The 24,708-nt window shown below is 73.2% G+C and carries 25 protein-coding genes; 12 read left to right on the top strand and 13 right to left on the bottom strand.

The window, feature by feature from the left end:
• The first annotated feature begins 9 nt into the window (after positions 1 to 9).
• Positions 10 to 1,425, top strand: coding sequence for a xylulokinase (xylB, locus tag DSM26151_RS03620; RefSeq protein ID WP_234661068.1), 1,416 nt, complete (start codon positions 10 to 12; stop codon positions 1,423 to 1,425).
• A gap of 285 nt (positions 1,426 to 1,710) precedes the next feature.
• On the opposite strand, the gene DSM26151_RS03615 is transcribed toward xylB, so the two are convergent.
• The 4 genes from DSM26151_RS03615 to DSM26151_RS03600 form a co-directional block, all read right to left on the bottom strand.
• Positions 1,711 to 2,745: a DUF1648 domain-containing protein gene (locus DSM26151_RS03615; RefSeq protein ID WP_234661067.1), complete on the bottom strand. Its 1,035-nt coding sequence runs from the start codon at positions 2,743 to 2,745 to the stop codon at positions 1,711 to 1,713.
• Positions 2,742 to 3,095, bottom strand: coding sequence for a GntR family transcriptional regulator (locus DSM26151_RS03610; protein ID WP_234661066.1), 354 nt, complete (start codon positions 3,093 to 3,095; stop codon positions 2,742 to 2,744). Before DSM26151_RS03610 ends, DSM26151_RS03615 begins: the two co-directional genes overlap by 4 nt.
• 65 nt (positions 3,096 to 3,160) lie before the next feature.
• Positions 3,161 to 4,258, bottom strand: coding sequence for a glycerate kinase (locus tag DSM26151_RS03605; protein WP_234661065.1), 1,098 nt, complete (start codon positions 4,256 to 4,258; stop codon positions 3,161 to 3,163).
• On the bottom strand, positions 4,255 to 5,328 hold the full coding sequence (locus tag DSM26151_RS03600) for a DUF2510 domain-containing protein (RefSeq protein WP_234661064.1): 1,074 nt from the start codon (positions 5,326 to 5,328) through the stop codon (positions 4,255 to 4,257). The genes DSM26151_RS03605 and DSM26151_RS03600 overlap by 4 nt, the downstream gene beginning before the upstream one ends.
• Before the next feature lie 149 nt (positions 5,329 to 5,477).
• Between DSM26151_RS03600 and DSM26151_RS03595 the strand changes: the two genes are divergently transcribed.
• Entirely contained in the window at positions 5,478 to 6,869 is a 1,392-nt protein-coding gene (locus tag DSM26151_RS03595) for a GNAT family N-acetyltransferase (protein WP_234661063.1), read from the top strand.
• A gap of 15 nt (positions 6,870 to 6,884) precedes the next feature.
• Here DSM26151_RS03595 and DSM26151_RS03590 read toward each other — a convergent pair whose 3' ends face one another.
• A complete protein-coding gene (locus tag DSM26151_RS03590; RefSeq protein ID WP_234661062.1) occupies positions 6,885 to 7,601 on the bottom strand; it encodes an NUDIX hydrolase in 717 nt (238 codons plus the stop codon).
• Between the two features lie 36 nt (positions 7,602 to 7,637).
• On the opposite strand from DSM26151_RS03590, the gene DSM26151_RS03585 reads away from it, so the two are divergent.
• Complete coding sequence (locus tag DSM26151_RS03585; protein ID WP_234661061.1) at positions 7,638 to 8,459, top strand: MBL fold metallo-hydrolase; 822 nt, start codon at positions 7,638 to 7,640, stop codon at positions 8,457 to 8,459.
• Here DSM26151_RS03585 and DSM26151_RS03580 read toward each other — a convergent pair.
• Together DSM26151_RS03580 and DSM26151_RS03575 are read right to left on the bottom strand one after the other, a co-directional pair.
• Entirely contained in the window at positions 8,441 to 9,253 is an 813-nt protein-coding gene (locus DSM26151_RS03580; RefSeq protein WP_234661060.1) for a TerC family protein, read from the bottom strand. The genes DSM26151_RS03585 and DSM26151_RS03580 overlap by 19 nt on opposite strands.
• A 48-nt stretch (positions 9,254 to 9,301) precedes the next feature.
• The gene (locus DSM26151_RS03575; RefSeq protein WP_234661059.1) at positions 9,302 to 9,589 is read right to left on the bottom strand and encodes a hypothetical protein; all 288 of its coding nucleotides are present in this window, start codon (positions 9,587 to 9,589) and stop codon (positions 9,302 to 9,304) included.
• Between the two features lie 236 nt (positions 9,590 to 9,825).
• On the opposite strand from DSM26151_RS03575, the gene DSM26151_RS03570 reads away from it, so the two are divergent.
• Entirely contained in the window at positions 9,826 to 11,049 is a 1,224-nt protein-coding gene (locus DSM26151_RS03570; protein ID WP_234661058.1) for a hypothetical protein, read from the top strand.
• A 16-nt stretch (positions 11,050 to 11,065) separates the two neighbouring features.
• Here DSM26151_RS03570 and DSM26151_RS03565 read toward each other — a convergent pair whose 3' ends face one another.
• Positions 11,066 to 14,881, bottom strand: coding sequence for an adenylate/guanylate cyclase domain-containing protein (locus DSM26151_RS03565; protein WP_234661057.1), 3,816 nt, complete (start codon positions 14,879 to 14,881; stop codon positions 11,066 to 11,068).
• Between the two features lie 129 nt (positions 14,882 to 15,010).
• Between DSM26151_RS03565 and DSM26151_RS03560 the strand changes: the two genes are divergently transcribed.
• Both DSM26151_RS03560 and DSM26151_RS03555 read left to right on the top strand, forming a co-directional pair.
• Positions 15,011 to 15,634 carry a ClpP family protease gene (locus DSM26151_RS03560; protein WP_234661056.1) on the top strand — a complete coding sequence of 208 codons (624 nt, stop codon included), beginning with the start codon at positions 15,011 to 15,013 and terminating at the stop codon, positions 15,632 to 15,634.
• Complete coding sequence (locus tag DSM26151_RS03555; protein WP_234661055.1) at positions 15,631 to 16,305, top strand: ClpP family protease; 675 nt, start codon at positions 15,631 to 15,633, stop codon at positions 16,303 to 16,305. The genes DSM26151_RS03560 and DSM26151_RS03555 overlap by 4 nt, the downstream gene beginning before the upstream one ends.
• On the opposite strand, the gene DSM26151_RS03550 is transcribed toward DSM26151_RS03555, so the two are convergent.
• The 3 genes from DSM26151_RS03550 to DSM26151_RS03540 form a co-directional block, all read right to left on the bottom strand.
• On the bottom strand, positions 16,287 to 16,667 hold the full coding sequence (locus DSM26151_RS03550) for a helix-turn-helix domain-containing protein (protein WP_234661054.1): 381 nt from the start codon (positions 16,665 to 16,667) through the stop codon (positions 16,287 to 16,289). The two genes, DSM26151_RS03555 and DSM26151_RS03550, sit on opposite strands and share 19 nt — an antisense overlap.
• Before the next feature lie 99 nt (positions 16,668 to 16,766).
• Positions 16,767 to 17,069 (bottom strand): DUF1540 domain-containing protein, encoded by a 303-nt coding sequence (locus DSM26151_RS03545; protein WP_234661053.1) that lies wholly within the window; start codon positions 17,067 to 17,069, stop codon positions 16,767 to 16,769.
• Between the two features lie 253 nt (positions 17,070 to 17,322).
• Positions 17,323 to 17,964: an SDR family oxidoreductase gene (locus DSM26151_RS03540; RefSeq protein ID WP_234661052.1), complete on the bottom strand. Its 642-nt coding sequence runs from the start codon at positions 17,962 to 17,964 to the stop codon at positions 17,323 to 17,325.
• 255 nt (positions 17,965 to 18,219) lie between these two features.
• Here DSM26151_RS03540 and DSM26151_RS03535 point away from each other — a divergent pair, with 255 nt between their 5' ends.
• A complete protein-coding gene (locus DSM26151_RS03535; protein ID WP_234661051.1) occupies positions 18,220 to 18,690 on the top strand; it encodes an NUDIX domain-containing protein in 471 nt (156 codons plus the stop codon).
• A 5-nt stretch (positions 18,691 to 18,695) separates the two neighbouring features.
• Here the strand turns inward: DSM26151_RS03535 and DSM26151_RS03530 are convergent, their stop codons facing one another.
• On the bottom strand, positions 18,696 to 19,940 hold the full coding sequence (locus tag DSM26151_RS03530; RefSeq protein WP_234661050.1) for an AI-2E family transporter: 1,245 nt from the start codon (positions 19,938 to 19,940) through the stop codon (positions 18,696 to 18,698).
• 89 nt (positions 19,941 to 20,029) lie between these two features.
• Positions 20,030 to 20,614 (bottom strand): helix-turn-helix domain-containing protein, encoded by a 585-nt coding sequence (locus tag DSM26151_RS03525; RefSeq protein WP_234661049.1) that lies wholly within the window; start codon positions 20,612 to 20,614, stop codon positions 20,030 to 20,032.
• Between the two features lie 117 nt (positions 20,615 to 20,731).
• On the opposite strand from DSM26151_RS03525, the gene speB reads away from it, so the two are divergent.
• The 5 genes from speB (at position 20,732) to DSM26151_RS03500 (ending at position 24,652) form a co-directional block, all read left to right on the top strand.
• The gene (gene speB / locus DSM26151_RS03520) at positions 20,732 to 21,688 is read left to right on the top strand and encodes an agmatinase (protein WP_234661048.1); all 957 of its coding nucleotides are present in this window, start codon (positions 20,732 to 20,734) and stop codon (positions 21,686 to 21,688) included.
• A gap of 73 nt (positions 21,689 to 21,761) precedes the next feature.
• Positions 21,762 to 22,178 carry a YybH family protein gene (locus DSM26151_RS03515; RefSeq protein ID WP_234661047.1) on the top strand — a complete coding sequence of 139 codons (417 nt, stop codon included), beginning with the start codon at positions 21,762 to 21,764 and terminating at the stop codon, positions 22,176 to 22,178.
• 23 nt (positions 22,179 to 22,201) lie between these two features.
• The gene (locus DSM26151_RS03510) at positions 22,202 to 23,584 is read left to right on the top strand and encodes a purine-cytosine permease family protein (protein ID WP_234661046.1); all 1,383 of its coding nucleotides are present in this window, start codon (positions 22,202 to 22,204) and stop codon (positions 23,582 to 23,584) included.
• A gap of 7 nt (positions 23,585 to 23,591) precedes the next feature.
• On the top strand, positions 23,592 to 24,239 hold the full coding sequence (locus tag DSM26151_RS03505) for a cyclase family protein (protein WP_234661045.1): 648 nt from the start codon (positions 23,592 to 23,594) through the stop codon (positions 24,237 to 24,239).
• A gap of 41 nt (positions 24,240 to 24,280) precedes the next feature.
• On the top strand, positions 24,281 to 24,652 hold the full coding sequence (locus DSM26151_RS03500) for a VOC family protein (protein WP_234661044.1): 372 nt from the start codon (positions 24,281 to 24,283) through the stop codon (positions 24,650 to 24,652).
• Positions 24,653 to 24,708: the final 56 nt, after the last annotated feature.

The following is a 24,708-nucleotide window of genomic DNA, read 5'->3' as shown; positions in this document are numbered from 1 at the left end:
GGGAACGCGATGGCGCTCGTCGCCGGCGTCGACTCGTCGACGCAGTCGTGCAAGGTCGTCATCAGGGATGCCGCGACCGGCGCCCTCGTCCGTGCGGGCCGTGCCGCCCATCCGGACGGGACCGAGGTCGACCCGGTCGCCTGGTGGGACGCGCTGCGGGCCGCGATCGTCGATGCCGGCGGGCTCGACGACGTCGCCGCGATCTCGATCGCCGGCCAGCAGCACGGCATGGTCGCGCTCGACGCCGGAGGACGCGTCATCCGCCCCGCCCTGCTCTGGAACGACACCCGATCGGCCGACGCCGCGCGCGACCTCATCGACGAGGTCGGCGCCGCCGCCTACGCCGAGCGCACGGGCGTCGTTCCCGTCGCCTCCTTCACCGCGACGAAGCTGCGCTGGCTGCGCGATGCCGAGCCCGAGCATGCGGCACGCGTGGCCGCGGTCGCGCTCCCCCACGACTGGCTGTCGTGGCGGCTGCGCGGCTACGGGCCGGCGGATGCCGCCGACGCGCCGCTCGGTCCCGTGCTCGACGCACTCGCGACGGACCGGTCGGACGCGAGCGGCACGGCGTACTGGGGCGCCGGCGGCTACGACCGCGGCCTGCTCGAGCGCGCGCTCGGACACGATGCGATCCTGCCGCGCGTGCTGGGCCCGACGGATGCCGCGGGCACCACGACCACGGGCGTGCTCGTCGGGCCGGGGGCGGGCGACAACGCCGGCGCCGCGCTCGGCCTCGACGCCCGACCGGGCGACGTCGTGGTGTCGATCGGCACGAGCGGCACGGTGTTCGCGGTCGCCGACGCCCCGATCCGCGACGCGTCCGGGACGGTCGCGGGCTTCGCCGACGCGACCGGTTCGTGGCTGCCCCTCGTGGCGACGCTGAACGCCGCCCGGGTGCTCGACGCGACCGCGACCCTGCTCGGCGTGGATCACGACGGCCTCGGCCGCCTCGCGCTCGAGGCCGACCCCGGTGCCGGCGGGCTCGTGCTCCTGCCCTACTTCGAAGGCGAACGCACGCCGAACCTTCCGGACGCCACCGCGTCGCTGCACGGCATGACGCTCGCCTCGGCGACCCGCGAGAACCTCGCCCGGGCGGCGGTGGAGGGCCTGCTGTGCGGCCTCGCCGACGGGCTCGACGCGGTGCGCGCGCAGGGCGTGGATGCCAGGCGCATCCTGCTCATCGGCGGCGCCGCGCAGAACCCGGCGGTGCGCACGATCGCGGCGCAGGTGTTCGACGTCCCGATCCTCGTGCCCGAAGCGGGCGAGTACGTCGCGGACGGCGCAGCGCGTCAGGCCGCATGGGCCCTGACCGGCGAGCGCCCGACGTGGGTGGGCGCGTTCGTCGCCGAACCGGAGCCCGACCCCCACCCGGAGATCCGGGCCGCGTACGCGCGTGCCGCCACCGCCGCCGCCGCGCGCGGCTGAGCCGCCCCCGGCCCCCGGCCGGGCTCGCTTTGCGCCACTTCGCGCGCCGTGCGCCACGCGAGATGGCGCAGCGCACGCGAAGTGGCGCAGCCGCCCGCCGGAAGTAGTGCAGCGCGCACGAAGTGGCGCAACGCGCGCGGCTGAGCTGCCCCCGGCCCGGCTGAGCCGCCCCGGCCGGGCTCGCTTTGCGCCACTTCGCGCGCCGTGCGCCATGCGAGATGGCGCAGCGCGCACGAAGTGGCGCAGCGCGCACGGCCGCGCCACCGCGCGCGCTCACCCGGGCGGTCAGCCCCGGCGTGCGCGAGCCGCGAGCGCGTTCAGCAGTGCGGCGCCGGTCCGCGCATCGGGCACGGTGACCACCAGCGGTGCGCGATCCGTCCGCCGCACCTCGAGGCCCGGGCCGCCGCGCATGATGATGCCGCGCCGCCCGCGGACGTCGATCCGGAACCCCCAGCCGCCGAACTCGCCCGGCAGCACCTCGACCTCGGCCGCCGAGACGACCTGGGCGAGCCGCACCCGGACGAGGCGGACGCCGAACAGCGTGCGCACCGTCAACCCGCGCGCATCGACCGTCGCCCGGATGCCGATCGTCGCGAGCAGCACCACCAGCACGAGCACCACGACGCCCCAGAGCCACCACGCGGTCGGCGCGACCACGATCGGCACGATGAGGCATCCGGCGACGAGGGCGATGACCACCCACACGACCCACGGCGCCGTCGAGGATGCGGTCCACACCGCCCGCTCGCCCGGCGCGAGCGGCAGTGCCGGCGCGGCATCGGCCGCCTCGCCGGCGTCGGGCTCGGGGAGCGCGCGCCACGTGATCCATCCGGCGACCAGGCCGAGTGCGAGCCCGACGCCGATCGCGACGGGAGCGACCCAGCTCGCCGGGACCGCTCCGTCGAGCTGCGCCCCGGTGAGCACGAGCACCACGACGGCGATCAGGACGCTCGTCGCCGGGGCGGCGGCCGCGGTCGGGCGCACCCTGCCGAGCAGTCGCGATCGGCTCCCGTCGGCGGGTCGCACCGCCGCGCGCCGGCCGGCGAAGGTCGCGATCGCGAGGCTCGCGGCGACCGCGAGCGAGATCGCGAGGTAGGCGAGCACCGAGCGGAGCGGGGTCGTGAACCGGTCGGGGGTGCCGCCGGCGTCGAAGTGGACCGCGATCTCGGCCGGCAGCCGGGGCAGCCAGAGCACCTGGACGGTCGTCGCGACGGCGATGACCGCGAGCGGGATCCAGACGACGATGAGCCGGAGGATGCGGCGGTCGCCGCGGTCGTGGGCGGATGCCTCGGCTGCACCGTGGCGCGCATGGTCGGTCATCGGTCGAACTCCTCTCGGATCAGGGCGAGGACGGCGTCGGCGCCGAGCCCCCGGGTGCGCGCGGCGGCGACGAGGTCGGCTGCCTGGTCGCGCACCTCGGCGAGGGCAGCGGATGCCGCGGTGACCACCGCACCGCGGCCGCGCCGCAGTTCGATGAGCCCGTCGTCGCGCAGTGCCTGGTAGGCGTGCAGCACGGTGTGCGGGTTCACCTCGAGCGAGGCGGCGAGCTCGCGCGCGGCGGGCAGCCGTTCGCCGGCGTGGAGGCGCCCGGCGAACACCTCGGTTCGGACCGCGGCGACGAGCTGCTCGAAGATCGGCGTCGCCGAGCCGGGATCGATGCGGATGATCACGCGTCCATTGTTCTAGTTGTTGCTCGAACAATGCAAGCCCGGAGGTGTGCGTCGGGCAGGCGGCATCAGGTCCAGGAGCTCGCGAGCCGGGCACCCGCGGCCCGCAGCCACCGCACCGGCTCGCCGCGCGCGGCGTCCACGTCGCCCGCCAGGTCCGTCAGCGAAACGGATGCCGCGAAGGAGGCCGTTCCCGCGGCGATCGCACCCGCGACCAGGGCGACGGGGACCCCCGCGGCATCCGCCCGAGCGACGACCTCGCTCGGCGCCTTCCCCGACGCGGACTGCCCGTCGAAGCGACCCTCGCCCGTCACCACGAGGTCGGCACCCTCGATCGCGCCGGCCAGGCCGATCGCCTCGGCGACCGCGGCGGCTCCGCCCGACATGCGCGCGCCCCACGCCAGGAGCCCGAACCCGGTGCCGCCCGCGGCACCCGCGCCGGGCGCCTGCGCGAGGGCCGCCCCGCCAGGCACGAGGACGGCGAAGCGCGCGAGCGCGACATCCATCGACGCGACCATCGCCGCCGACGCGCCCTTCTGCGGCCCGAAGACCGCGGCCGCGCCCGACGGGCCGAGCAGGGGGTTGGTGACGTCGCACAGGATGGACGCGCCGCCGGGCGGCAGCGCGCGCAGCGACGAGACGTCGACCGAGGCGACCTCGGCCAGGCCGCGTGCGCCGCCCACCACCTCGCGCCCCTCGTGATCGCGGAACGACGCCCCGAGCGCCGCCAGGGCCCCCGCGCCGGCGTCGGTCGACGAGCTCCCGCCGATCGCGAGCAGCAGCCGCGTCGCCCCCGCGTCGAGCGCCGACGCGACCGCCTCCCCGAAGCCGAACGTGTGCGCGTCGAGCGGGCGCAGCGCATCGAGCAGCGTCAGCCCGCTCGTGCCGGCGAGTTCGACGAGCGCCGATCCGTCGGGCAGCCGCAGCCACGCGGCATCCACCGGCCGGTCGTCGGGACCGCGCACGGTCACGGGGATCCTCTCGGCACCGGGAACGGCCGCGGCGAACGCGTCGAGCGTGCCCTCGCCGCCGTCGGCCATGGGCCGAAGCACCAGGTCGTCGCCCGGGCGCACCGTGCGCCACCCCTCCGCGAGCGCGCCCGCCGCCTCGGCGGCGGACGCGGTGCCCTTGAACGAGTCGGGCGCGAAGACGATGCGGCCGGTCACGGGGCGAGGTCGGTGAAGGTCACGACCTCGTACTCGAACGACGGCGCGGTCTGCAGCTCGAGTGACGCGGCGTCGGCGACCGAGTACGCCTCCCGCCAGGTGATGGAGTCGCCCGGCAGGATCGCGGTCGTCGGCGGGATGCCGACCTGACCACCCTCGGCGCCCACGTCGAAGATGCGCGACGCCTCGACGCCCGCTGAGGTCACGCGCGTCAGCACGACGGGCTGCACGTTCGCGCCGGAGCCGTTCACGATCGTGATCGTGAACACGAGGTCGACCGGCTGGTCGGCGCCCGCAGAGAGGCCGGACGGCGCGAACGGCTCGGGCTCGGAGACCGTCATCGAGACGTCGTTGCTCCAGACCATGGTCTCGCCGAACGCGAGGACCTCACCTCCCGCCGAGCCGTCCCCGGTCGGGCCGTCGTCCGGCTCGGCGCCATTCGGGTCCTCCACGCCGTCCGTCGGATCGACCGGCACCGACGGCGCGAGCCCGTCCAGGCCCTCGAGCACGCCCGAGTCGACGGCCCGCCCGACGACGCCGAACACGACGACGGCGAACACGATCGCTCCGACGATCCCGCCCACGACCGAGACGACGAGACCGGTGATCGCCGGCCACTTCCTTCCCTTCAGGAACAGCGCGACGAGCGCGAGCACGAACGCGATCGGCAGCAGCACGAACCCGACGACCTGCACGAACGGGATGCAGGCGAACACGAACCCGACCGCGGCGACGACGAGCGCGATCACGCCGAGGACGTTCGTCTGCGGAGGGCCATCCGGCGGGCCGCCCGGACCCCCGGTCGGGAGCCCCGCGAACGGCGTCGTGTCGGCGTTGCGGTCGGGCCGCACCGAGCCGTCGCCGATCGCCGCCGAATCGTAGGGCCGCGTGGCATCCGCCCCGGCCCCCGGCTCGGATGGAACCCCCGGCCCGGCCGGATCCGCCGGCCCGGTCGGTGCCGCGTACTCGAGCGGGGCGGTGTGCTCGGTCCATCGGCCGCCGTCCCAGTACCGCTGCCGGCCGCGTCCGTCGTCGTACCACCCGGCCGGCACGTTGGTCGGATCGCCCATGGCGCGATGGTCGCATCCGCGCCGGTCCGCCGCGAGGCCGAAAGACCCGCACCGCCCGCTCCCCGACCTCGGGGTCGCGCCCCGACCCGGGCCGAGCGGCCGGGCCGGACGACCCCCGGCCAGGGGAGGCACGCGGATAAGCTGGATCGGTGTCGTTCGAACCCCGCTCGCTCCCGGTCGATGCCGCCGCCCGTGCCGCCCTGGCGGCGCAGGGGCTCGAGTACCGCCTGATCGACCCGGGCGACACGGCCGCGGTCGACGCCTGGGTCGACGCCGACCAGCGCGGGTTCCACCACGCCCGCCCGCGACCGGAGGCGCGCGAGTTCGAACGACGGGTGCTCGGCGAGCGCCGTGCCCACGGCGTGTACGACTCGACGATCCCGGAACCGGCCGTCCCCGTCGCGACGGTGTCGAGCTGGCCGGCGGGGCTGAGCGTGCCCGGCGGCCGCAGCGTCGACGGCTGGGCGGTCAGCTCGGTGACGGTCGCGCCGACGCACCGCCGCCGCGGCATCGCCCGCGCGATGATGGAGGCCGAACTGGCGACCGCGTCGAAGGCGGGAGCGGCCGTCGCGATGCTGACGGTCACCGAGGCGACGATCTACGGCCGCTACGGGTACGCCCCGGCGGCGAAGGCCGCGACGATCCAGGTCGATCGCCGCCGCGCGCGCTGGTCCGGACCGGACGCCCCGGGCCGCGTGCACTTCGTCGAACCCGCCGGCCTCGCCGATCTCGCGCCCGCGCTCTGGCGTCGCGCGGTGGCGCGCACCCCCGGCGAGATCGACCGCTGGCCCGCGATCCGCGATCGGGTGCTCGGCCTGGCCGAACCCGACTCCGATTCGTCGCGTTCGCTCCGCGCCATCCGCTACGACGACGAGCGCGGCAAGCCGCAGGGCTTCGCGACGTTCCGCGTCACGAGGGAGCCGCACCAGCCCGGCTGGGTCGAGTTCGACGTGCTCGCGGCGGCGACGGATGACGCCGAGCGCGCGCTGTGGCGCGCGCTGATCGAGCAGGACTTCGTCTCGGGCACGCGCGGGCTGCTGCGTTCGGTCGACGAGCCGCTCGAGTGGCTGCTCGAGGATCCGCGTGCGGTGACCGTGTCCGACGTGACCGACCACCTCTGGATCCGCATCGTCGACGCGATCGCCGCGCTCGGCGCCCGTCGGTACGGTGCGGCGGGCGAGCTCGTGCTCGACATCGAGGATCCCCTGGGTCACGCGGCGGGACGGTTCACCCTCCTCGTCTCGGCCGACGGGCGCGCGGTCGTGCACGCCGCCGACGGGGCCGCCGAGTCGGCGCCTCGCCGCGAGCGTTCGCGCTCGCGTTCGACCTCGGCCGAACAGGTCGGCTCGCGCGCACGCACCGCCGAACCGCGCTCGCTGAAGCTCGACGTGCGCGACCTCGGCTCGATCTACCTCGGCGGGGTGCGACCGTCGGTACTCGCCAGGGCGGGCCGGATCACGGCCTCGAACGCCGGGGCGCTCGACCTCGCCGACCGCATGTTCGCCGCGACGCGGGCCCCGCACCTGAGCATCTGGTTCTGAGCAGGGCGGGCCGCCTCAGAACTGGTGCAGGTACACCCAGGGCAGCCGGTCCATCATGAGCCGGTGCCGCGCCCCCTCGGCGTCGGGCCCGTCGTCTGGCACGGCGCGGTGGTCGCGCACGTCGGTGTGGAAGTGCTCGTCCTCCTGCCAGAACAACGTCGTCCGGTCGTCGTCGAACCGCCCGGTGTAGGCGCGGAGCTCCTGGGCGTCGAGCGCGGCCAGCGCATCGTCGGCGGTGCCCGCCCAGCGCAGTTCGTGCAACGTCACCCACGTCGGCGGGAACAGCGTCATCGCGCCCTCGGCGTGACGTTCGAGGGCCTCGACGGGCGTCAGCCATTCGGCCTCGACGAACTCGTCGACGGCGAGGTGGATGTCGCCGAGCGGCGCGCGCGCCGCGAAGAACCAGGTCCGCATGCGCTTGGGAACGCCCTTCGGCGGGTTCCAGAGCGCGAACTCGATGAGGTCGTCGACCCCGAGCCGGAGCCCGACCTCCTCGTAGGTCTCGCGCACGGCGGCGCGTCGGGCCGCCTCCCGGGAGCCGACCGGGTCGGAGCCGGCATCCGCTTCGTCGACGGCACCGCCGGGGAAGACCCACGCGCCCGCGAACGATCCGCGGTCGTGCGGCCGCTCGCCGAGCAGGACCTCCGCGCCCCGCGCGCCGTCCCGGATCAGGACCACGGTGGCGGCCGACCCGACCAGCGGCTCGGCGCCGGGGTCGACTGCGGCGTCCATGACGCACAGCCTACGCCCGTGGCTACACTTCGGAGAATGGCCGAGATCGCCGAAGCTCCCGCCCTCCCCGACGGCGTCGCGCTCGTGCGCGCACCGAACCCGGGGCCGATGACCCTCGACGGCACGAACTCGTGGGTGCTGCGCGCGCCCGGAGCCCGCGGAAGCGTGGTGATCGATCCGGGGCCGGCCGATGCCGCGCACCTCGACCGGTTGGCCGAGGGCGGGGTCGAGCTGGTCCTCGTCACCCACCGGCATCCGGACCACACCGACGCCGTCGACGCGTTCGCCGACCTGACCGGCGCGCCCGTGCGGGCGATCGACGCGGTCTGGTGCCGCGGCGGCGCCCCGCTCGCCGACGGCGAGCGCGTCGCCGCCGGCGGCATGCGGCTCGAGGTCCTCGCCACCCCCGGGCACACCTCCGACTCGATGTGCGTGGTGCTCCGAGATCGAGCGGATGCCGCGGTCGCGGTGTTCACGGGCGACACCGTCCTCGGCCGTGGCACGTCGATCATCGCGCACCCGGACGGCGCACTGGGGCCGTACCTGGACTCGCTGCACCGGCTGCTCTCCATCGGCGCCGGTGCGGCTCCCGACGCCGATGCCCCCGACGCGACCCGACCGGTCCTGACCCTGCCCGGCCACGGGCCGGTGCTCCCCGACCTCGCGGGCATCTGCGACGCCTATCTCGCCCACCGCGCGCAACGGCTCGACCAGGTGCGCGGTGCGCTCGCGCGGCTCGGAGCCGACGCGAGCCCCGAAGCAGTGACGGACGCCGTGTACGCGGACGTCGATCCGGGCGTGCGAACGGCCGCCGAGGCATCCGTTCGCGCCCAGTTGGACTACCTGCGCGGCTCCTGAACCGGGTCGAGCGCCGTCCCCGTGTCGTCGACGAACTGCTGGTGCAGCTGCACGGGTTCGACCTCGGGCTCGGTCGTGCGCTTGCGGCGGCGGGCCGCGGCGGAGAGGTTCAGCACCTCGACGAAGATCGCGAACGCCATGGGCCCGTAGATGAGCGCCTTGTCGATCTTGAAGCCGAAGCCGTCGGCGATGAGGAAGACGCCGATGAGCAGCAGGAACGCGAGCGCGAGCATCTTCACGGTGGGGTGGCGGTTGACGAATCCGAAGATGTGACGCGCGGCGAAGAGCATGATGGCGAACGAGGCGACGACGACCGTGATGATGATGATCATGTTCTCGGTCATGCCGACCGCGGTGATGACGGAGTCGAGTGAGAAGACGATGTCGAGCACGAGGATCTGCGCGAGGACGGCGCCGAAGGTGGCCGTGCCCGCACCCGTGGTGTGCTCCTCGTCGCCCTCGAGCTTGTGGTGGATCTCGCTCACGGCCTTGTAGACCAGGAACACGCCGCCCGCGATGAGGATGAGGTCGCGGCCCGAGAAGCCCATCCCCCAGATGGTGAACAGGTCCTCCTTCAGGGTGATGATCCATCCGGCCGCGAACACGAGCCCGATGCGCATGAGCATGGCGAGCGTGAGCCCGAGGTTGCGGGCCTTCGCCTGCTGTTCGACGGGCAGCTTCGCCGCGAGGATCGAGATGAAGATGACGTTGTCGACGCCGAGGACGACCTCGAGCACGAACAGGGTGACGAACACGGCCAACAGGTCGGGCGTGAACTCGAGTGAGAAGTCCATGTCGACATTGTGGCCGACTCCCGCGCCGTCGGCGCACGCGCTCGCCACTCAGGCCGGAGGGTTCTCCGGGTCGACCGTCTCGATCGTGTCCTGCTCGACCTCGTTGTCGGCCTCGAGGTCGTCGGGCTCCGGTGCGGGCTCCGGGCCGGTGTCGCCGACCCCGCCCGCTGAGGTCTGCTCGGCGTCCTCGGCCTCGCGCTCGGCCCGTGCCTCGTCGGGCGGATCGAACCCGGCCAGGTTGATGGTCCCGGTCAGGTCGGGGGTGTCGGGGTTCAGGTCTCCCCTCGGCCCGAGCCGGTCCCGGTCCTCCCAGGGGTTCAGCGGGTCGCCGTCCATGTCGTGCTCCTCCCGATCCGATGTCCGATCCGATGTCCGATCCGAAGCCCGGCCCGATCGCCGTCGCGGGTCGTGATCCGTCGTCTCAACGTTCCTCCCGGACACGGGGCGAGTCAACGGGTCGCCCCCCTGTTCGAGGGTCGTGGATCGACCGGCGCGCCACTAGCATGGCGCCATTCGTGACCCGCGGGTCGGCAACCGGCCGTGCCCGGATCACCTGTGCTCAGGAGGCCAGGATGAACACGGTTCGATCGATCACCACCCTCGCGGCGGTCTCCGCCGCTCTCGTCGTCGGCCTGGGCACCACCGCCGCGCTGAGCGCCGCCGGTGCCGACGACGAGACGCTCCGCCTGCATCTCGGCACGAACGGCACCCAGTTCGTGTACAGCAACAACGGCGACCCCATCACGCAGCCCATCGGCACGCCCAAGAACTGCCTGATCAATGTCGACGGCCCACTGGCCGCCCTCGACGGCAGCGATCAGGGTCCCGGCCTGAAGGACGGCTCGATCGGCATCAAGTCCGGCGGCTCGAAGGGCGTGCCCTGCTCACGAGTCGATGCCTCGGAGGACCTGAGCATCCGACTCGTCGGCGTGCCCGATGCCGTGAAGGTCTCCCTCGACCTCGAGTTGAAGGGCGGCGCCCGGGTCGAGTTCGTCGTGTCGCGCGGCGGCACCGAGGTCGGTTCGTTCCAGGCGCGTGCGGGCAGTGGGATCGTTCCCGGCCAGGGCGTCGACGGAAGCACGTCGGCTCCGTTCATCGCGACGGCGACCGCTGCCGACCCGATCGTCAACTGCCGGAACGCGTCCGACTCCGGACCGGACTCCGGGCCGAACGACAACTGCTACGTGACCCTCGAACCGGGAACCGCGTTCGACGAGCTCGCCATTCGACCGATGGCCGGTGAGGTCTCCCTCGAGGGCAGCGGCGACTACGGCAACGACCCCGCGTTCGACACGGTCTTCACCCTGGGCGCCGGATTCGACGGACAGCTCGGCTGCACCGCGGAGAACGACACGGCCACGATCGAGGAGGGCACCGTCTACGGCAGCTTCACCCGGCTGCAGAACACCGACGGATCCGAGTGCGTGCTCAAGCCGTACTTCCTGAGCGCCGACACCGAGGCTGAGACGGTCAGCTTCGTCCCCGTCGACGTCGGGGCGCCGCAGCCCGCCGCATACACGGGGACGGTGGCGTTCGCGCCGAAGAACTCGTCGAACCCGTTCCAGAGCCAGCTCGAGTACGACCAGGACGACGACGGCCCGCTCGGCTTCGAGTTCATGCCCTGGTGCGCCGGCAACCCGTTCACCGACCCGGACGCACCCGGCTCGATCAACACGTCGGTGATCCCGGCCGGCGACACCTGGTGCATCGTGAGCGAGAGCACCGCGATCGTGTCGGCGACGCAGATCCGCACGACCTGGAACGTCGTCGGCATCGGCGACCCGAAGATGCGCTGACCTACGCCGATACAGGTCAGCTCCGAGGGCTCGGCGTGGCAGCCACCACGCCGAGTCCTCGGAGCACGCCCTCGGCTTCCTCCCGGATGACCGACGCCGCGGACGGATCCTCCATGAGTCCCGCCTCGACGAGTCGGAGTTGCGCGACCTCGAACGCCAGGCCCTGCTCGCGCGCCAGCGCGAGCCCGGCGGCGACCTCGTCGCGGGCCTGCCCCGTCCGGCCCAGCGCGGCGAGCGCCGAGGCCCTGGTCCGGGCGATGGTGCTGCCGTAGAGCTCCGCGTCGGCGCCGGAACCCCGCTCGGTCTCGGCCAGCAGGTCGAGCGCCTCCTCGGCGCTCCCCCGCAGCACGAGCCCGTGGGCGATGAGGATCGCGGCCTCGATCGCAGACTGAACCTGGCCGGTCCGGACCGCCTCGGCACGGAGCTGGGCCAGGCCCTCCATCGCGCCGTCGTCGCCCCGGAGCAGGCGCAACCGCGCCAATTGCATCTCGGCGAAGATCGCGGCATCCACCAGCCCGTAGGCGCGGAGCACCCGGACCGATGGCACCAGCACCTCCTCGGCCTCGCGGAGGCGAAGCTGGCTGACGAGCACCTCGCCGATGTTCGCGCCGCAGGTGGCCGCCTCCGCCTCGTTGCCGGCACGCACGAACGCGTCCCGAGCCCGCGCGTAGTAGTCCACCGCATCCTCCCAGCGGCCGTCGAGGTAGGCCTGGCCGCCCAGGTTGTTCGTCACGACGGCGGTGCCCGGCAGGTCTCCGAGCTCCTCGTAGATGGCGAGGGCGCGCTCGCCGTACACGGCCTTCGCGGACTGGCCGAGCATCACGTACGCGGCGTCGAGCACCTGGTACGACCGGGCCAGTGCCGCCCGCTCGCCCGAGGCCTCGGCCTCGACCATGGCCTGCTGGGCGAGCCGGACCGCGGCGGGCATGTGCTCCTGCAGTTGCCGGATCTGGGCGTTCAGGGCGTCCAGCCGCGCGGTCGCGCCGAGCGCCTCGGCGGTTCCGATCGACGCGACGAGTCGACGGCCGACCGTCAGGTCCCGGTACGCCGTGCGGTAGGAGCCCCTGCGCGCCCGCGCCCGCGCCCGCTTGAGCAGCACGTCGGCCGAGCGGATGGGATCGTCGCGGACCAGCAGCCCGGCCTGCCGGAACGCGTCGACCGACTGCTCGAACAGCCCGGCCAGCTCGAGCACGTCGCCGAGGGCCTCCGCGACGTCGGCGACCTCGGCCGGTGCGAGGTCCGGGATGGAGCGCGACGCGGTCAGCGCGCGGCGGTAGAACGTGGCGGCCTCGAGGTTGGCGTAGATCTCCTTCGCGCGTTCGCCCGCCTCCCGGGAGAACCTCCACGCCTCCGGCCACCGGCGCGCCTCCGAGTAGTGGACCGACAGCAGCGCGACCCGCCCGGCCGTGCGCTTGGATGCGGCCGCGAGGATCGCGTCGCCGACCCGGGCGTGCAGATCGCGCCTGGTCTTGAACGGCATGCCGCCGTAGGCGACATCGCGGATCAGGCTGTGCTGGAAGTTGACCCACCCGTTGCCGTCGACGATGAGGAAGTCGCCGAGCCGGGTCAGCATCGCGTGCCTCGCGGCGGGGTCGTCCGCGCGATCGACCACGGCCGGGATGTGCTCCTCCCGGAACCCGACGCCCAGTACGGCCAGGCGCCGGAGCAGGTTCCGGTCCGCCGGCGGGAGCCGATCGACACGGGCCGCGATCATGCCCTCGATGGACTGCGGGAGGACGTCGACCGCGGCGCCCCGCCGCAGGGCGCGCACCAGTTCGAGGAGGAACAGGGGGCTCCCCTCCGCGCGCGAGGCGATCGCGTCGACCTGGCTCGTCACGAGGGGCGCGTCCGCAGTGGCGCGCTCGATGAACTCCGTGGCGTCGGCGAGGGCGAGCGGCCCGAGCTCGACCCGGGTGACCGCCGGGCTCTCGACCGGGAGGAAGCCCTCGTCACCTGGCTGACGGCTGACCACGATCAGCCAGGGCGAGGACTCGATCTCCGCGACGAGCGACGCCAGGAGGTCGCGGGACGCCTCGTCCATCCATTGCGCCTCCTCGATGAGGAACAGGGTGGGGCCGTCGCACGTCTTCCGCAGCAGCGAGAGCACCGCCGAGCGGGTGCGCACCGGGCGGAACCGGTCGTCGAGTTCGGCGACCTCGGGCGACTCGGCCATCGTCAGCCCGAGCGTCGGGCCGATCAGGGGGAGCCAGGGCTCGAGGTCCGGTGCGTGCACGCGCACCAGCTCGGCGAGCGCGGATTCGGTCGCGGCGGGATCGGGGTCCTCGAACCCCCAGGCGGTGCGCAGGAGCGCACGGAACGGGAAGTACGGCGTGGCCGTCTGGTAGAGCCGGCACTCCGCCGCGACCGCCCGCTCGGGAGCCGCCGTGGCGAGCAGTTCCTGCAGCAGCCGCGCCTTGCCCATGCCGACGCCGGCGGTGACCGTCACCATCCCGCCGTGACCCGCCCGGGCGCGTTCCCACGCGCGGGTGAGGGTCGCCAGCTCCTCGTCGCGGCCGACGAGGGGCATGGTGGAGGCACGATCCGAACCTCGGCTGCCCTCGGGCTCGCCCACCGAGAACGCGTGCACCGGCTTCTGCTTGCCCTTGACGAAGAACGGTTCGGGCGCCGTGACGCGGAAGATCGTGCGCGAGCCGTCAAGCACGTCCTGCGTGGCGTAGACCTCGCCCGGCGGGGCTTCGGCCATGACCCGGGCCGCGAGGTTCACGGCATCGCCCATCACCGTGTAGGTCCGGCGGTAGTCGGGACCGACCGCGCCGGCGAAGACGTGACCCGAGTTGACGCCGATCCTCACGGGAAGGTCCCGAGGTGCATCGGCACGGATGTCCCGGAGGGCGAGCAGCAGTTGCTCCTCGTTGTTGCCCGCGGTGTCGGGGACTCCGGCGGTGAGGATGATCTTGCCGCCGTCCTGCGCGATGTCGGTCGCGAGGAACGCGACCCCGTACGCGTCGGCGTGTCGCTGCACCGAGCCCACCAGCTCACCGAGGACCGCTGCGGCGCGATCGGGGTCGTCGCCGACGAGGCGGTCGAACCCGACGTACTGGAGGAACGCGATCGCTGCGGGTCGATGCTCGGGATCGACCGTGCCGCCGCGCAGGGTCTCCCGCAGCCCCACCGGCACGAACTGCCTGAGATCGACCTCCGGCGTCTCCGCGGTGTGGAAGCCGGACTGCTCGACCTCCGCGGACCGGGCGAGCAACCGACCCGGGCCCCGGGCCGCCCCGACGGACGACCTCGGCAGCAGGTCCGCCGTCGCGGGGCTGAGCATGATCTGCCCGGCGGACGCCGCCGACTCCATCTGCACCGTGCTCGTGGCCCCGGGACCGGCGACGATGAACTCGCGATGCGATCCGCCCACGAGGAAGAAGTCGAAGGTGCCGCTGTGCACGCCGACCGACATCCGCAGCGACACGGTCCCCGCGCTCGTCGCGAACCCGTCGAGCCTGCGGAGCTCGGCCCGCATGGCGTGGGCTGCGGCAGCCGCGCGCGTGTGATGGTCCGTTCCCGTGAACCACAGCAGCTGGGCGTCGCCGCCGAACTTCAGCAGGTTCGCCCCGAACGCGTACGCCGCGGGCAGCAGCCGCGCGAACGTGCCGTCGATGACCTCCGTGACCTCTTCGGCGCCGACGTTGCCGTAGCGCGCCAGTCGTTCGGACATCCGGGTGAAGCCCGAGATGTCGATGAGCGCCATCGTGCCCTCGACGGGTCGGTGCAGGCGACCGGGGGTCTCGGCATCCCAGTACCGCACGAGGCGCGGCACATAGGGCTGGAGCGCGTCGACCTCGTCGGACGCTGCCCGTTCGGTGGGATCCATCGTGAGGAGACCTCCCGTCGCCAATCTAGCGCGCGACCGCCGCACTGCCGAGAGCAGCGCCGCCGAGAGCGGTACTGCTCCGAGCAGCACCGGCCCCGCGGCGGCCGGAGTGCGATGCACGCTGGAGCCATGAGCGACCACGAGAGCCCACCACTCCAGCCGATCGACGCCGAGCTCACGCGTCGGCTCTTCCACGAGCGCGTCATCGTGCTCGGGGACGAACTCGATCAGGCCGGCGGAAACCGCATCTGCGCGCAACTGGTCGCGCTCGCCGCCGACGACGCGCGCCGCGACATCCGCTTCTGGATCAACTCGCCGGGCGGCTCGGTGCCCGCGATGCTCGCGATCCACGACGTGATGCGCGCCATCCCGAACGACGTCGCGACCATCGCGGTCGGGATGGCCGCGAGCGCCGGGCAGTTCCTGCTCACCGCGGGTACGAAGGGGAAGCGCGCGGCGCTCCCGCATTCGCGGATCCTCCTGCACCAGGGTTCCGCGGGCATCGGCGGAACCGCGGTCGACGTCGAGCTGCAGGCCGACGACCTGCGGCACACGCGCGACACCGTGCTCGGCCTGATCGCGCGCTACACCGGGCAGCCGGTCGAGCGCGTGCGCGAGGACTCGCTGCGCGACCGCTGGTACACCGCGGAGGCGGCCGTCGACTACGGCTTCATCGATCACGTGACCGAGCGGCTCGACGAGCTGTTCCCTCTCGAACCGCGCGCGGTCGCCGGGCTGGGGGTGTCGGCATGACCTCGTACACGATCCCCTACGTCGTGGAGAAGCGCGGCGGCGTCGAGCGTTCGCTCGACGTGTACAGCCGGCTGCTCTCCGAACGCATCGTCTACCTCGGCACCGAGATCGACGACGGCGTCGCGAACGTGCTCATCGCGCAGTTCCTCCATCTCGCGTCGGAGTCGAGCGAGTCGCCGATCAGCCTGTACGTGAACTCGCCGGGCGGGTCGCCGAGCGCGGCCCTCGCGGTGTACGACACGATGCGGCACATCAGGCCGGATGTCGCGACGACCTGCGTCGGCCGGGCCGGCGGGCCTGCGGCGGTGCTCCTCGCGGGCGGCGCGCACGGGCGGCGTTCGATGCTGCCGCACAGCACCGTGACGCTCCACCAGCCGTCGACGCAGGGGCGCGGAACCGTCCCCGACCTGATCCTGCACGCCGACGAGGTGCTGCGGGTGCGCGCCGAACTCGAGGCGGCACTCGCCGCAGACACCGGACGTTCGCCCGAGCGACTGCGGACCGACACCGATCGCGACCTCATCCTGCCCGCCGAGGCCGCGGTCGAGTACGGCATCGCCGACCACGTGCTCTCGGCGCCGTCGATCGGCGCGCAGGCGGTCGGCGGCCGGGCGATCGACGGCCAGGCGGTGGGCGCGCGCGTGCGCGGCGGTCAGGCCGCCAGCAGGTAGGCGTCGGCGGGCCGAGCGGATGGCGCGTCCATCCGGGTCGGGACCGCGACGGGCCCGCGTCGCGTCTCGGACCGGATCGGCTCGCGCGGCGCGAGACGCGACGCGACCCGCGTGGCGAGCTCCGCGAGGTCCAGCCCGAGCGCGTCACCGACCGCGCCGAGCACCTCGGAGGACGCCTCCTTGCGCCCCCGTTCGACCTCGGAGAGGTACTGCGGCGAGACTCCCGCGGTGCGGGCGACCTCGGTGAGGATGCGTTCCTGGTCCTGCCGCTCGTCGCGCAGCACCTCGCCGAGCACGTGCCGCCACAGCGGCCTGGTGCGGCGTCGCGCGGCGGCATCCGGGAACCCGATCATCTCGCCCATGCTGCGAGCGTACGCACGCGGTCGATCGGGCGGCAACGGCATCCGCTCTCAGCAGAACGGCGCGATCGATCGCGCGCGCCGTCGGGATTCGGCGAGGGCTCAGGCCGGCTCGTACGTGAGGCAGTCCGCGTCGTCGGCGCCCGGGCCGATGCGCACGGCGGACGCCGTGCACTCGAGTGCGTCGTTGTGCACGCACTCGGAGCGCTGGCACGCGCCGACGTGCGTGACGACCTTGTCGAGGCCGCCCTTCGTGCCGAGCGGGATGAACGTCGCGCACTCGGCGTCGCCGACGCTTCCGGCGATCGTGACCGCGGCCGCGTGGCAGTGCGAGTGGTCGTTGTAGGAACAGCCCGACACCGAGCATTCGGCGACGGCGGGCAGTTCGTCGAGGGTCATGCTCATGGCGACCTCCTGAGGCGGTGTCGGTCCGGCAGTGCGGCGATGCTACTCCGCCGGGGCGCGCGCGGCCAGCACCTGCGGACGTGCGTCGTGCCCGACGCGTCCGCCGTTCAGGAGTTCCGACCGGAATCGCCGGCGAGCGGATGCCGCGGCGCGGCGTGTCGCCCGATTCGTCCTGAATCGCGACGCGGCGCGGCGGCGCGGCGCGACGGCGCGGCGCGACGGCGCGGCGCGACGCGACGCGCACCCGACCTGGTCAGCGCAGCGCGTCGGCGATCGGCGTGTCGCCGCGGTTGAAGCGGATGGTGCGGCCCACCGTCGCGGGCTCGGCGAGCGCGGCCGCGACGGTCGCGGCGACATCCGCCCGGTCGACGTCGGAACTCTGCTCGGCCGCCGCGTCGATCCGGCCGGTGCCCGGGCCGTCGGCGAGCGTGGACGGGCCGAGGATCGTGTAGTCCAGGCCGGACGCGCGCAGGTGCTCGTCGGCGTCGGCCTTCGCGTCGGCGTAGTGCTTGAAGGCGCTGTCGGCCGGCACGCGGTGGTCGACGCGCGACCCGAAGTACGACACCATCACGTAGCGGCGCACTCCCGCCTGCTCCGCGGCATCCATCGACCTGACCGCCGCATCGTGGTCGACGGACCTCGTGCGCGCCGGGTCGCCGCCGCCCGCACCGGCCGACCACACGACCGCGTCGTGCCCGGCGATGAGGTCGGCCAAGCCGTCGACGTCGAGCCCCTCGACGTCGGCGACGACCGGTTCGGCGCCGGTCGCGGCGACCTCGTCGGCGTGCTCCGGATTCCGGATCACCGCGTCGACCTCGTCGCCGCGCTCGACCAGGATCTGCGCGAGCAGCAACGCGACCCGACCGTGCCCCCCGATGACCAGCACTCTCGCCATGACCAGCCTCCCCGCTCGTCGGACACCCCAACGCTACCCACGCGGCCCCGATCGCACCACCGCGGAATCATGCTGGCGCGGCACGGACCGCGCGCGCCAGAATGGGCGTACGACCAACGGAGGTGCGCATGTCGATCGAATCGGTGCTGTGGGGGGCGATCTTCGCGATCATCGCGATCGGCGGGGTGGGCCTGGCCGCCTGCCTCTGGGAGTTCGCCCGTTCGCCCCGCGAGTGAGCATCGTCCACCTCGGCGGATGCCGCTGACCAGCGCGGGCGTGCTGCTGTTCCGTCGCACGCCCGGACTCGAGGTCTTCATCGCCCACATGGGCGGCCCGTTCTGGACGGGCGGGCGCGAACGCGCCTGGTCGATCCCGAAGGGGCTCATCGAGCCCGGGGAGTCCGCACGCGAGGCCGCGTACCGGGAGTTCGCCGAGGAGATCGGCGTCGCCGCCCCCGAGGGCGTCGCGCTCGAACTGGGCACGGTCCGGGCGACCTCGAGCAAGGTGCTGCACGTGTTCGCGATCGAAGCGCCCGGATTCCAGCCCGACGCCCTGGTGTCCGCCCGTTTCGAGATCGAGTGGCCGCCGCGATCCGGGCGCATCCGGTCGTATCCGGAGGTCGACGACGCCCAGTGGGTCGCGGCGGCGTCGGCACGCGACCTGCTCGTCAAGGGACAGGTCGCCGCGATCGACCGGCTCGAGGCCCGGCTGTCCGGCCCCGCCTGAGCCCCTCAGGCGCGGGAGGCGGCACCGGCGCTGCCGGCGTTGCCGGCGCCGGTCGCGGCATCGGCGTCCGCGGCGTCCGCGTCGGCCGCGGCATCCGCTCTTCGACGCCGGAGGTGCAGGTGCTTGCGTTCGTCGAGCGACGGGTCGGGCGCGTCCCAGACCTTGATGATCGCCCAGCCGACCGCCGTGATCGGCACCGCGAGCACCGCGCCGACGATGCCGCCGACGATCGTCCCCGAGGTCAGGGCGATGAGCACGACCAGCGGATGCAGCTTGAGGGACTGCGCCATCACGACCGGTTGCAGCAGGTCGCCCTCGAGCTGGTTGACGACCACGACGATCGCGACGACGATGAGCGCCACCACCGGCCCGTTCGCGACGAGGGCGACCAGCGCCGCCAGGATCCCGGCGACGGTCGCACCCACGAACGGGATGAACGCGGTCAGGAACACGATGACCGCGAGCGGCAGCGCCAGCGGAACCTGGAGGATCGCCAGCCCGATCCCGATCGCGACCGCGTCGACGAACGCGATGATCGCGGTGCCGCGCAGGTAGTCGCCGAGCACCTTGACGCCCGTCGTGCCGATGCGGATGCCGCGCTCGAGCGATTCGCCGCGGAACGGCGTCATGAAGAATGCCCAGATGCGGTCGCCGTCCTTGAGGAAGAAGAAGAGCACGACGAACATCAGGAGGGTCCCGGTGACGAACTCGGTGGCCTGGGAGACGCCGGACAGCGCGCTGCGCCCGAACTCGGCGCTCGTGACGAAGCCGAGGATCGCGTCGCGCCACTCGAGCAGCTGCTCCTCGTCGATCGGGATGGGCAGGCCCTGGATCCAGTCGATCAGGTCCTCGAATCCCTGGACCGCCTTGGTCGAGAGTTCCTCCCACTGGGAGCGCACCGCGAACACGACCCCGGTGATGATGCCGCCGAGCACGGCGGTTCCGCCGAGCAGGGTCACCCATGCCGCGAGCATGGGCGGCATCCGCTTCCGAAGCCAGATGATCAGCGGGCTCGCGGCCGCAGCGAGGATCAGGGCGATGAGCACGGGGATCACGATGAGCGTGACCTGGGTCAGGGCCCAGATCGCGAGCGCCGCGAGCAGGCCGACGATGATGACCTGGAGGCTGCGGATCGACCACCTGCCGAGGCGGTCGTTCCAGATCGGCCCGCCCGCTCCACGGCGCGCGCGATCGGGCGCGGCCGTCGGGTCGGGGTCGGGATCGCGTGCGGGACGACGTCGGAGGACCATGGCTCGACCCTAGGCGCGGTGCGCGCGGCCGAACAGGGCTTGACCCGGTGCGTCCGCCTCGGAACGGATGCCGAAGCGCCCGCCTGACCTCAGGCGGAGCCGCTCCACGGGGCGGGGACGAGGACCCAGACGACCTCGGCGGGCGCGTCGTCGTCGGCGGTCCAGGTGTGCGGCTCGCGCCCGGGCAGGGTGAGCGCGTCGCCGCTCTCGAGCCGCACGGTGCGGTCGGCGAAGCGGACCGTGACCGCTCCCGAGATCACGTGCATGACCTCGACGTCGCAGTTGACGGTGTAGAGGTCGGCGCCGCCGTGGGCGCCCGGCTCGAGCGAGGATCGGAGCAGCTGCACGCGCTCCTCGCCGCGCGGCGACATGAGGTGCTCCTCGACGTGCACGCCGCCGAGGTTGATGCGGGGGGCGTCGCCCCGACGGATGTGCTGGATCTCGGGTTCGGCGAAGAGCGCGCCGACCGGGAGCGAGAGCACCTGGCAGAGCTGCACGAGGGTCGCGACGCTCGGCGAGGTCTCGTCGCGCTCGAGCCGGCTGAGGAAGCCCTTGCTGAGCCCGCTCGCCTCGGCGACCTGCGCGAGGGTCAGGCCCTGCGCGATGCGCGTGCTGCGGAGCTTCGCGCCGATGGGCGTGCCGCCGGCGTCGGCGGAGGGGTGGAGGGGGCGCACGTCGGCTCCTCTCGTCTCGTGGCGCGAGCACGCGGCATCCGTCGCCCTTGACGCGGGCGGGTCGGTCGGCGTAGCGTGTCCCGCAAGTTTCCTCAAGACTACCGGAAGTTGTCTCTCATGCAACACCAGCCCGAATCCGCCCCGATCGGCCCGGTCGACGCGAGCGTCGTCCCCCGCTTCGCCGGCATCGCCACGTTCGCGCGGCTGCCCCGACTCGACGAGGTCGGGCGAGCGGATGTCGCGGTCGTCGGCATCCCGTTCGACTCGGGCGTCAGCTACCGCCCGGGCGCCCGCTTCGGCCCCGCCCACGTGCGCGAGGCGTCGCGACTCCTGCGCCCCTACAACCCCGCCCAGGACGTGTTCCCGTTCGGCGCGCAGCAGGTCGCCGACGCCGGCGACCTCGCCGTGAACCCGTTCGACATCGCCGAGGCCGTCCGCCAGGTCGAGGCCGGCGCCCGCGAGCTCCGGTCGCGCGCGACGAAGCTCGTCGCGATCGGCGGCGACCACACGATCGCCCTCCCCCTGCTGCGGGCGGTGCACGCCCAGCACGGCCCCGTCGCGGTGCTCCACTTCGACGCGCACCTCGACACGTGGGACACCTACTTCGGAGCGCCCACGACGCACGGCACGCCGTTCCGCCGCGCGAGCGAGGAGGGCCTCATCGACCTCACCGCGAGCATGCACGTCGGCATCCGCGGCCCGCTCTACGCCAAGGGCGACCTCGAGGACGACGAACGCCTCGGCTTCTCGATCGTCACGAGCGAGCACCTCGAGGAGCACGGCGTCGCGAGCGCGATCGAGCGCATGCGCGCCCGCATCGGCGACGCGCCGCTCTACATCTCGATCGACATCGACGTGCTCGACCCCGCGCACGCGCCCGGCACCGGGACGCCCGAGGCCGGCGGCCTCACCAGCCGCGAGCTGCTGCGGATGCTGCGCGCCCTCGCCGACCGCAACATCGTCGGCGCCGACGTCGTCGAGGTCGCCCCCGCCTACGACCACGCCCAGCTCACGGCCGTCGCCGCGAGCCACGTCGCCTACGAACTGATCAGCGCGATGGCCCCGCGCGACTGACCGGCCCTGCCGGCACCGCACCGCGGCCACCCGCACCACCCACCACGTCCCCGCACGGCGAAGGAGCCCCAGGATGACCGAGATCCACACCCCCACCACCGAGGAGGTCGAGGCCGCGGCATCCGCCATCGTCGACGCCTTCGCGGCCACCGACCGCGACCGATACTTCGCGACGTTCGCACCCGATGCGACCTTCGTGTTCCACCCCGAACCCGCCCGCCTCGACGACCGCGCAGCCTACGAGCGCCTCTGGGACGAGTGGGTCGCCGGCGGATGGCGCGTCGTCTCGTGCGAGTCGACCGACCGCGCCGTCCAGGCCTTCCCCGGCGGCGCGATCTTCTCGCACTCCGTCGCGACGACCGTCGAGACGCCCGACGGCCTCGAGTCCTACCGCGAGCGCGAGACGATCGCGTTCCGCACCGATCCCGTGCGCGGCCTCATCGCCGTGCACGAGCACCTCTCCCCCGCCCCCGACGGCACCTCCGCCTGACCCACCACCCGAGGAGAACAGCAATGTCGCTCTACACCCGCCTCGAGCAGCGCCTCGAACGCAACTCCGACGACGCCGGCCCGGTCCGCGGCAGCCTCTCGCTGCTGCGCATCGGCATGATCTGGCTCGCGGCGAACCTCGTCGTGACCACCCTGCTCACGGGCACGCTCTTCGTGCCCGGCATCGACTACGGACTCGCCATCCTGCTCATCATCGTCGGCACGCTCGTCGGCGCGGTCGTGCTCGTCACGATCGGGAACATCGGCACCCGCACGGGCCTACCGACCATGGCCCTCACGCGCGGGCCGTTCGGCACGCGCGGGAGCCTCCTGCCGGTCTCGGCGAACGTCGTGATCCTCATGGGGTGGAGCTGGGTGCAGGCGATGCTCGCGGGCATCGCGCTCGACTTCCTCGTGGCATCCGTCACGGGCTTCTCGAACCCCGTGATCTGGGCGGTCGTCTGCCAGACGATCGTCGTGGTCCTCGCGATCTTCGGCCACGAGGGCATCGCACGCATCGAGCCCTGGCTCGCCGGGATCATGCTCGCGATCATGGCGTTCATCTTCATCACCGCGTTCACGACGTTCGCGCCCGCCGAGTTCACCGCGATCCCCGTCGACGAGTCGATCGGCTACACCCCGATCCTCGTGCTCGACGTCGTCATCGCGACCGCGATCTCGTGGACGGTGCTCTCGGCCGACTTCAACCGCTTCGCGAAGACCAGCCGCGCGGGCATCATCGGCTCGGGCGTCGGCTACAGCCTCTCGACGATCATCGCCATGTCGCTCGGTGCGACCGCGATCTCGTACGTGGTGCTCTCGGGCGGCGAGGCGATCCCGTTCGACCCGGTGACGATCGTCGAGCCCTTCGGCTGGCCGCTCGCGGTCGTGATCTTCACCTCGGTCATGGCGACCAACACGATGGTCGTCTACGGCATGGTCACCTCGGTCGTCAACGCGGTCCCCGGCGCGAAGGTGAAGTTCCTCCCGGCCGCCCTGGTACTCGGCCTCGTCTCGATCATCGGCGCGACCTTCTTCGGCCTGCTCGAGCAGTTCACGACGTTCCTCGTGACGATCGGCGCGCTGTTCGCCCCGGTGTTCGCGATCATGATCGTCGACTACTACCTGGTCAAGCGCGGCTCGTACACGCGCGAGATCCTGAACGCCCGCGGCGGCCGCTACTGGTACCGGGGCGGCGTGAACTGGCTCGCCGTGCTCGCGTGGGTCGTCGGCGCGGTCGCGGTCTACCTGTGGACGTACGTCTGGCCGACGCCCATCGGTGCGACGATCCCCGGCTTCGCGCTCACCTTCGCGCTCTACCTGCTGCTCTCGCTGCGCGAGCGGTCCGCGCACCCGGCCGTGCCGAGCGAGCACCTCTCACGCGAGCCCGTCGCGACGGACGCCTGAGCCGGGCATGCGCGACCTCAGCCACCCGATCACCGACGGGATGACGGTGTACCCGGGCGATCCGACCGTGCACCTCGCGCCGGCCCTCGAGCTCGACCGCGACGGCGCCGCCGTCACCGCCCTCGAGCTCGGGTCGCACACCGGCACGCACGTCGACGCCCCGGCGCACACGGTCGCCGGCGGTCGGACCATGGCCGAGGTCGCGCTCGACGAGCTCGTCGGCGAGGCCCTCGTGTTCCACCTCGAGGGCCTCGCCGACGGTGCGACCTACGGGCTCGCCGAGCTCGCCGCGGCATCGCCCGGCGGCGTGCTGCCCGCCGCGCTCCCGCCGATCGCGATCGTGGACACCGGCTGGTGGCGGTGGTTCGGGTCCGAGGGCGCGCTGCGGCATCCGTCGCTCGACCCGGCCGCGGCGGCCGAGCTCGTCGCCCGCGGCGTGCACGTGCTCGCCGTCGACACCCTGAGCCCCGACCCGACGGATGCCGCGGGCACGACGTCGTTCCCGGTGCACGACGTGGTCCTCGGGGGCGACCACCTGATCGTGGAGAACGTCGCCGGGCTCGAGGCGCTGCCGCACCGGGTGCGCGTCGGGTTCTTCCCGCTGCGGCTCGGCGTCGACGGCGCACCCGTGCGGGCGGTCGCCTTCGACGGCTGACCGGGGTTCCGCGGAGCGGGGAAGGCGAGCAGACTGGGGCGATGGACCTCGGTGCATTCTCCGTCAGCCTCGCCGTCAGCGACCTCGCCGCCTCGCGGGAGTTCTACGAGCGGCTCGGATTCGAGGCGTTCGGCGGCGACCCCGACCAGGGCTGGCTCATGCTCCGGAACGGCTCGCACGTGATCGGCCTGTTCCAGGGCATGTTCGAACGCAACCTGCTGACGTTCAACCCGGGATGGGACCAGGCCGCGGCCGAGGTCGACCCCTTCACCGACGTGCGCGAACTGCAACGGACCCTCCGGGATGCCGGGGTCGAGTTCGTGTCGGAGGTCGACGAGCACGGCACGGGACCGGGCAGCTTCGTCGTCGTCGATCCCGACGGCAACCCCGTGCTCGTCGACCAGCACCGCTGACCGGCCGCGACCCGGCGCGCGGTGAGGCATCACACCTAGGGGCCACGCGACACGGC

The organism is Agromyces marinus, assembly GCF_021442325.1.
GTDB lineage: Bacteria > Actinomycetota > Actinomycetes > Actinomycetales > Microbacteriaceae > Agromyces > Agromyces marinus.
The sequence above is the reverse complement of the archived record's forward strand: the minus strand, read 5'-3'. Positions and strand labels throughout refer to the sequence as shown.

What these genes read in the sequence shown, in the direction of transcription:
- xylB (WP_234661068.1), top strand. Translation starts at nt 10, where the DNA reads ATGGCGCTCGTCGCCGGCGTCGACTCGTCGACGCAGTCGTGCAAGGTC.
- DSM26151_RS03615 (WP_234661067.1), bottom strand. Translation starts at nt 2,745, where the DNA reads ATGACCGACCATGCGCGCCACGGTGCAGCCGAGGCATCCGCCCACGAC.
- DSM26151_RS03600 (WP_234661064.1), bottom strand. Translation starts at nt 5,328, where the DNA reads ATGGGCGATCCGACCAACGTGCCGGCCGGGTGGTACGACGACGGACGC.
- DSM26151_RS03590 (WP_234661062.1), bottom strand. Translation starts at nt 7,601, where the DNA reads ATGGACGCCGCAGTCGACCCCGGCGCCGAGCCGCTGGTCGGGTCGGCC.
- DSM26151_RS03585 (WP_234661061.1), top strand. Translation starts at nt 7,638, where the DNA reads ATGGCCGAGATCGCCGAAGCTCCCGCCCTCCCCGACGGCGTCGCGCTC.
- DSM26151_RS03580 (WP_234661060.1), bottom strand. Translation starts at nt 9,253, where the DNA reads ATGGACTTCTCACTCGAGTTCACGCCCGACCTGTTGGCCGTGTTCGTC.
- DSM26151_RS03575 (WP_234661059.1), bottom strand. Translation starts at nt 9,589, where the DNA reads ATGGACGGCGACCCGCTGAACCCCTGGGAGGACCGGGACCGGCTCGGG.
- DSM26151_RS03570 (WP_234661058.1), top strand. Translation starts at nt 9,826, where the DNA reads ATGAACACGGTTCGATCGATCACCACCCTCGCGGCGGTCTCCGCCGCT.
- DSM26151_RS03565 (WP_234661057.1), bottom strand. Translation starts at nt 14,881, where the DNA reads ATGGATCCCACCGAACGGGCAGCGTCCGACGAGGTCGACGCGCTCCAG.
- DSM26151_RS03560 (WP_234661056.1), top strand. Translation starts at nt 15,011, where the DNA reads ATGAGCGACCACGAGAGCCCACCACTCCAGCCGATCGACGCCGAGCTC.
- DSM26151_RS03555 (WP_234661055.1), top strand. Translation starts at nt 15,631, where the DNA reads ATGACCTCGTACACGATCCCCTACGTCGTGGAGAAGCGCGGCGGCGTC.
- DSM26151_RS03550 (WP_234661054.1), bottom strand. Translation starts at nt 16,667, where the DNA reads ATGGGCGAGATGATCGGGTTCCCGGATGCCGCCGCGCGACGCCGCACC.
- DSM26151_RS03545 (WP_234661053.1), bottom strand. Translation starts at nt 17,069, where the DNA reads ATGAGCATGACCCTCGACGAACTGCCCGCCGTCGCCGAATGCTCGGTG.
- DSM26151_RS03540 (WP_234661052.1), bottom strand. Translation starts at nt 17,964, where the DNA reads ATGGCGAGAGTGCTGGTCATCGGGGGGCACGGTCGGGTCGCGTTGCTG.
- DSM26151_RS03535 (WP_234661051.1), top strand. Translation starts at nt 18,220, where the DNA reads ATGCCGCTGACCAGCGCGGGCGTGCTGCTGTTCCGTCGCACGCCCGGA.
- DSM26151_RS03530 (WP_234661050.1), bottom strand. Translation starts at nt 19,940, where the DNA reads ATGGTCCTCCGACGTCGTCCCGCACGCGATCCCGACCCCGACCCGACG.
- speB (WP_234661048.1), top strand. Translation starts at nt 20,732, where the DNA reads ATGCAACACCAGCCCGAATCCGCCCCGATCGGCCCGGTCGACGCGAGC.
- DSM26151_RS03515 (WP_234661047.1), top strand. Translation starts at nt 21,762, where the DNA reads ATGACCGAGATCCACACCCCCACCACCGAGGAGGTCGAGGCCGCGGCA.
- DSM26151_RS03510 (WP_234661046.1), top strand. Translation starts at nt 22,202, where the DNA reads ATGTCGCTCTACACCCGCCTCGAGCAGCGCCTCGAACGCAACTCCGAC.
- DSM26151_RS03505 (WP_234661045.1), top strand. Translation starts at nt 23,592, where the DNA reads ATGCGCGACCTCAGCCACCCGATCACCGACGGGATGACGGTGTACCCG.
- DSM26151_RS03500 (WP_234661044.1), top strand. Translation starts at nt 24,281, where the DNA reads ATGGACCTCGGTGCATTCTCCGTCAGCCTCGCCGTCAGCGACCTCGCC.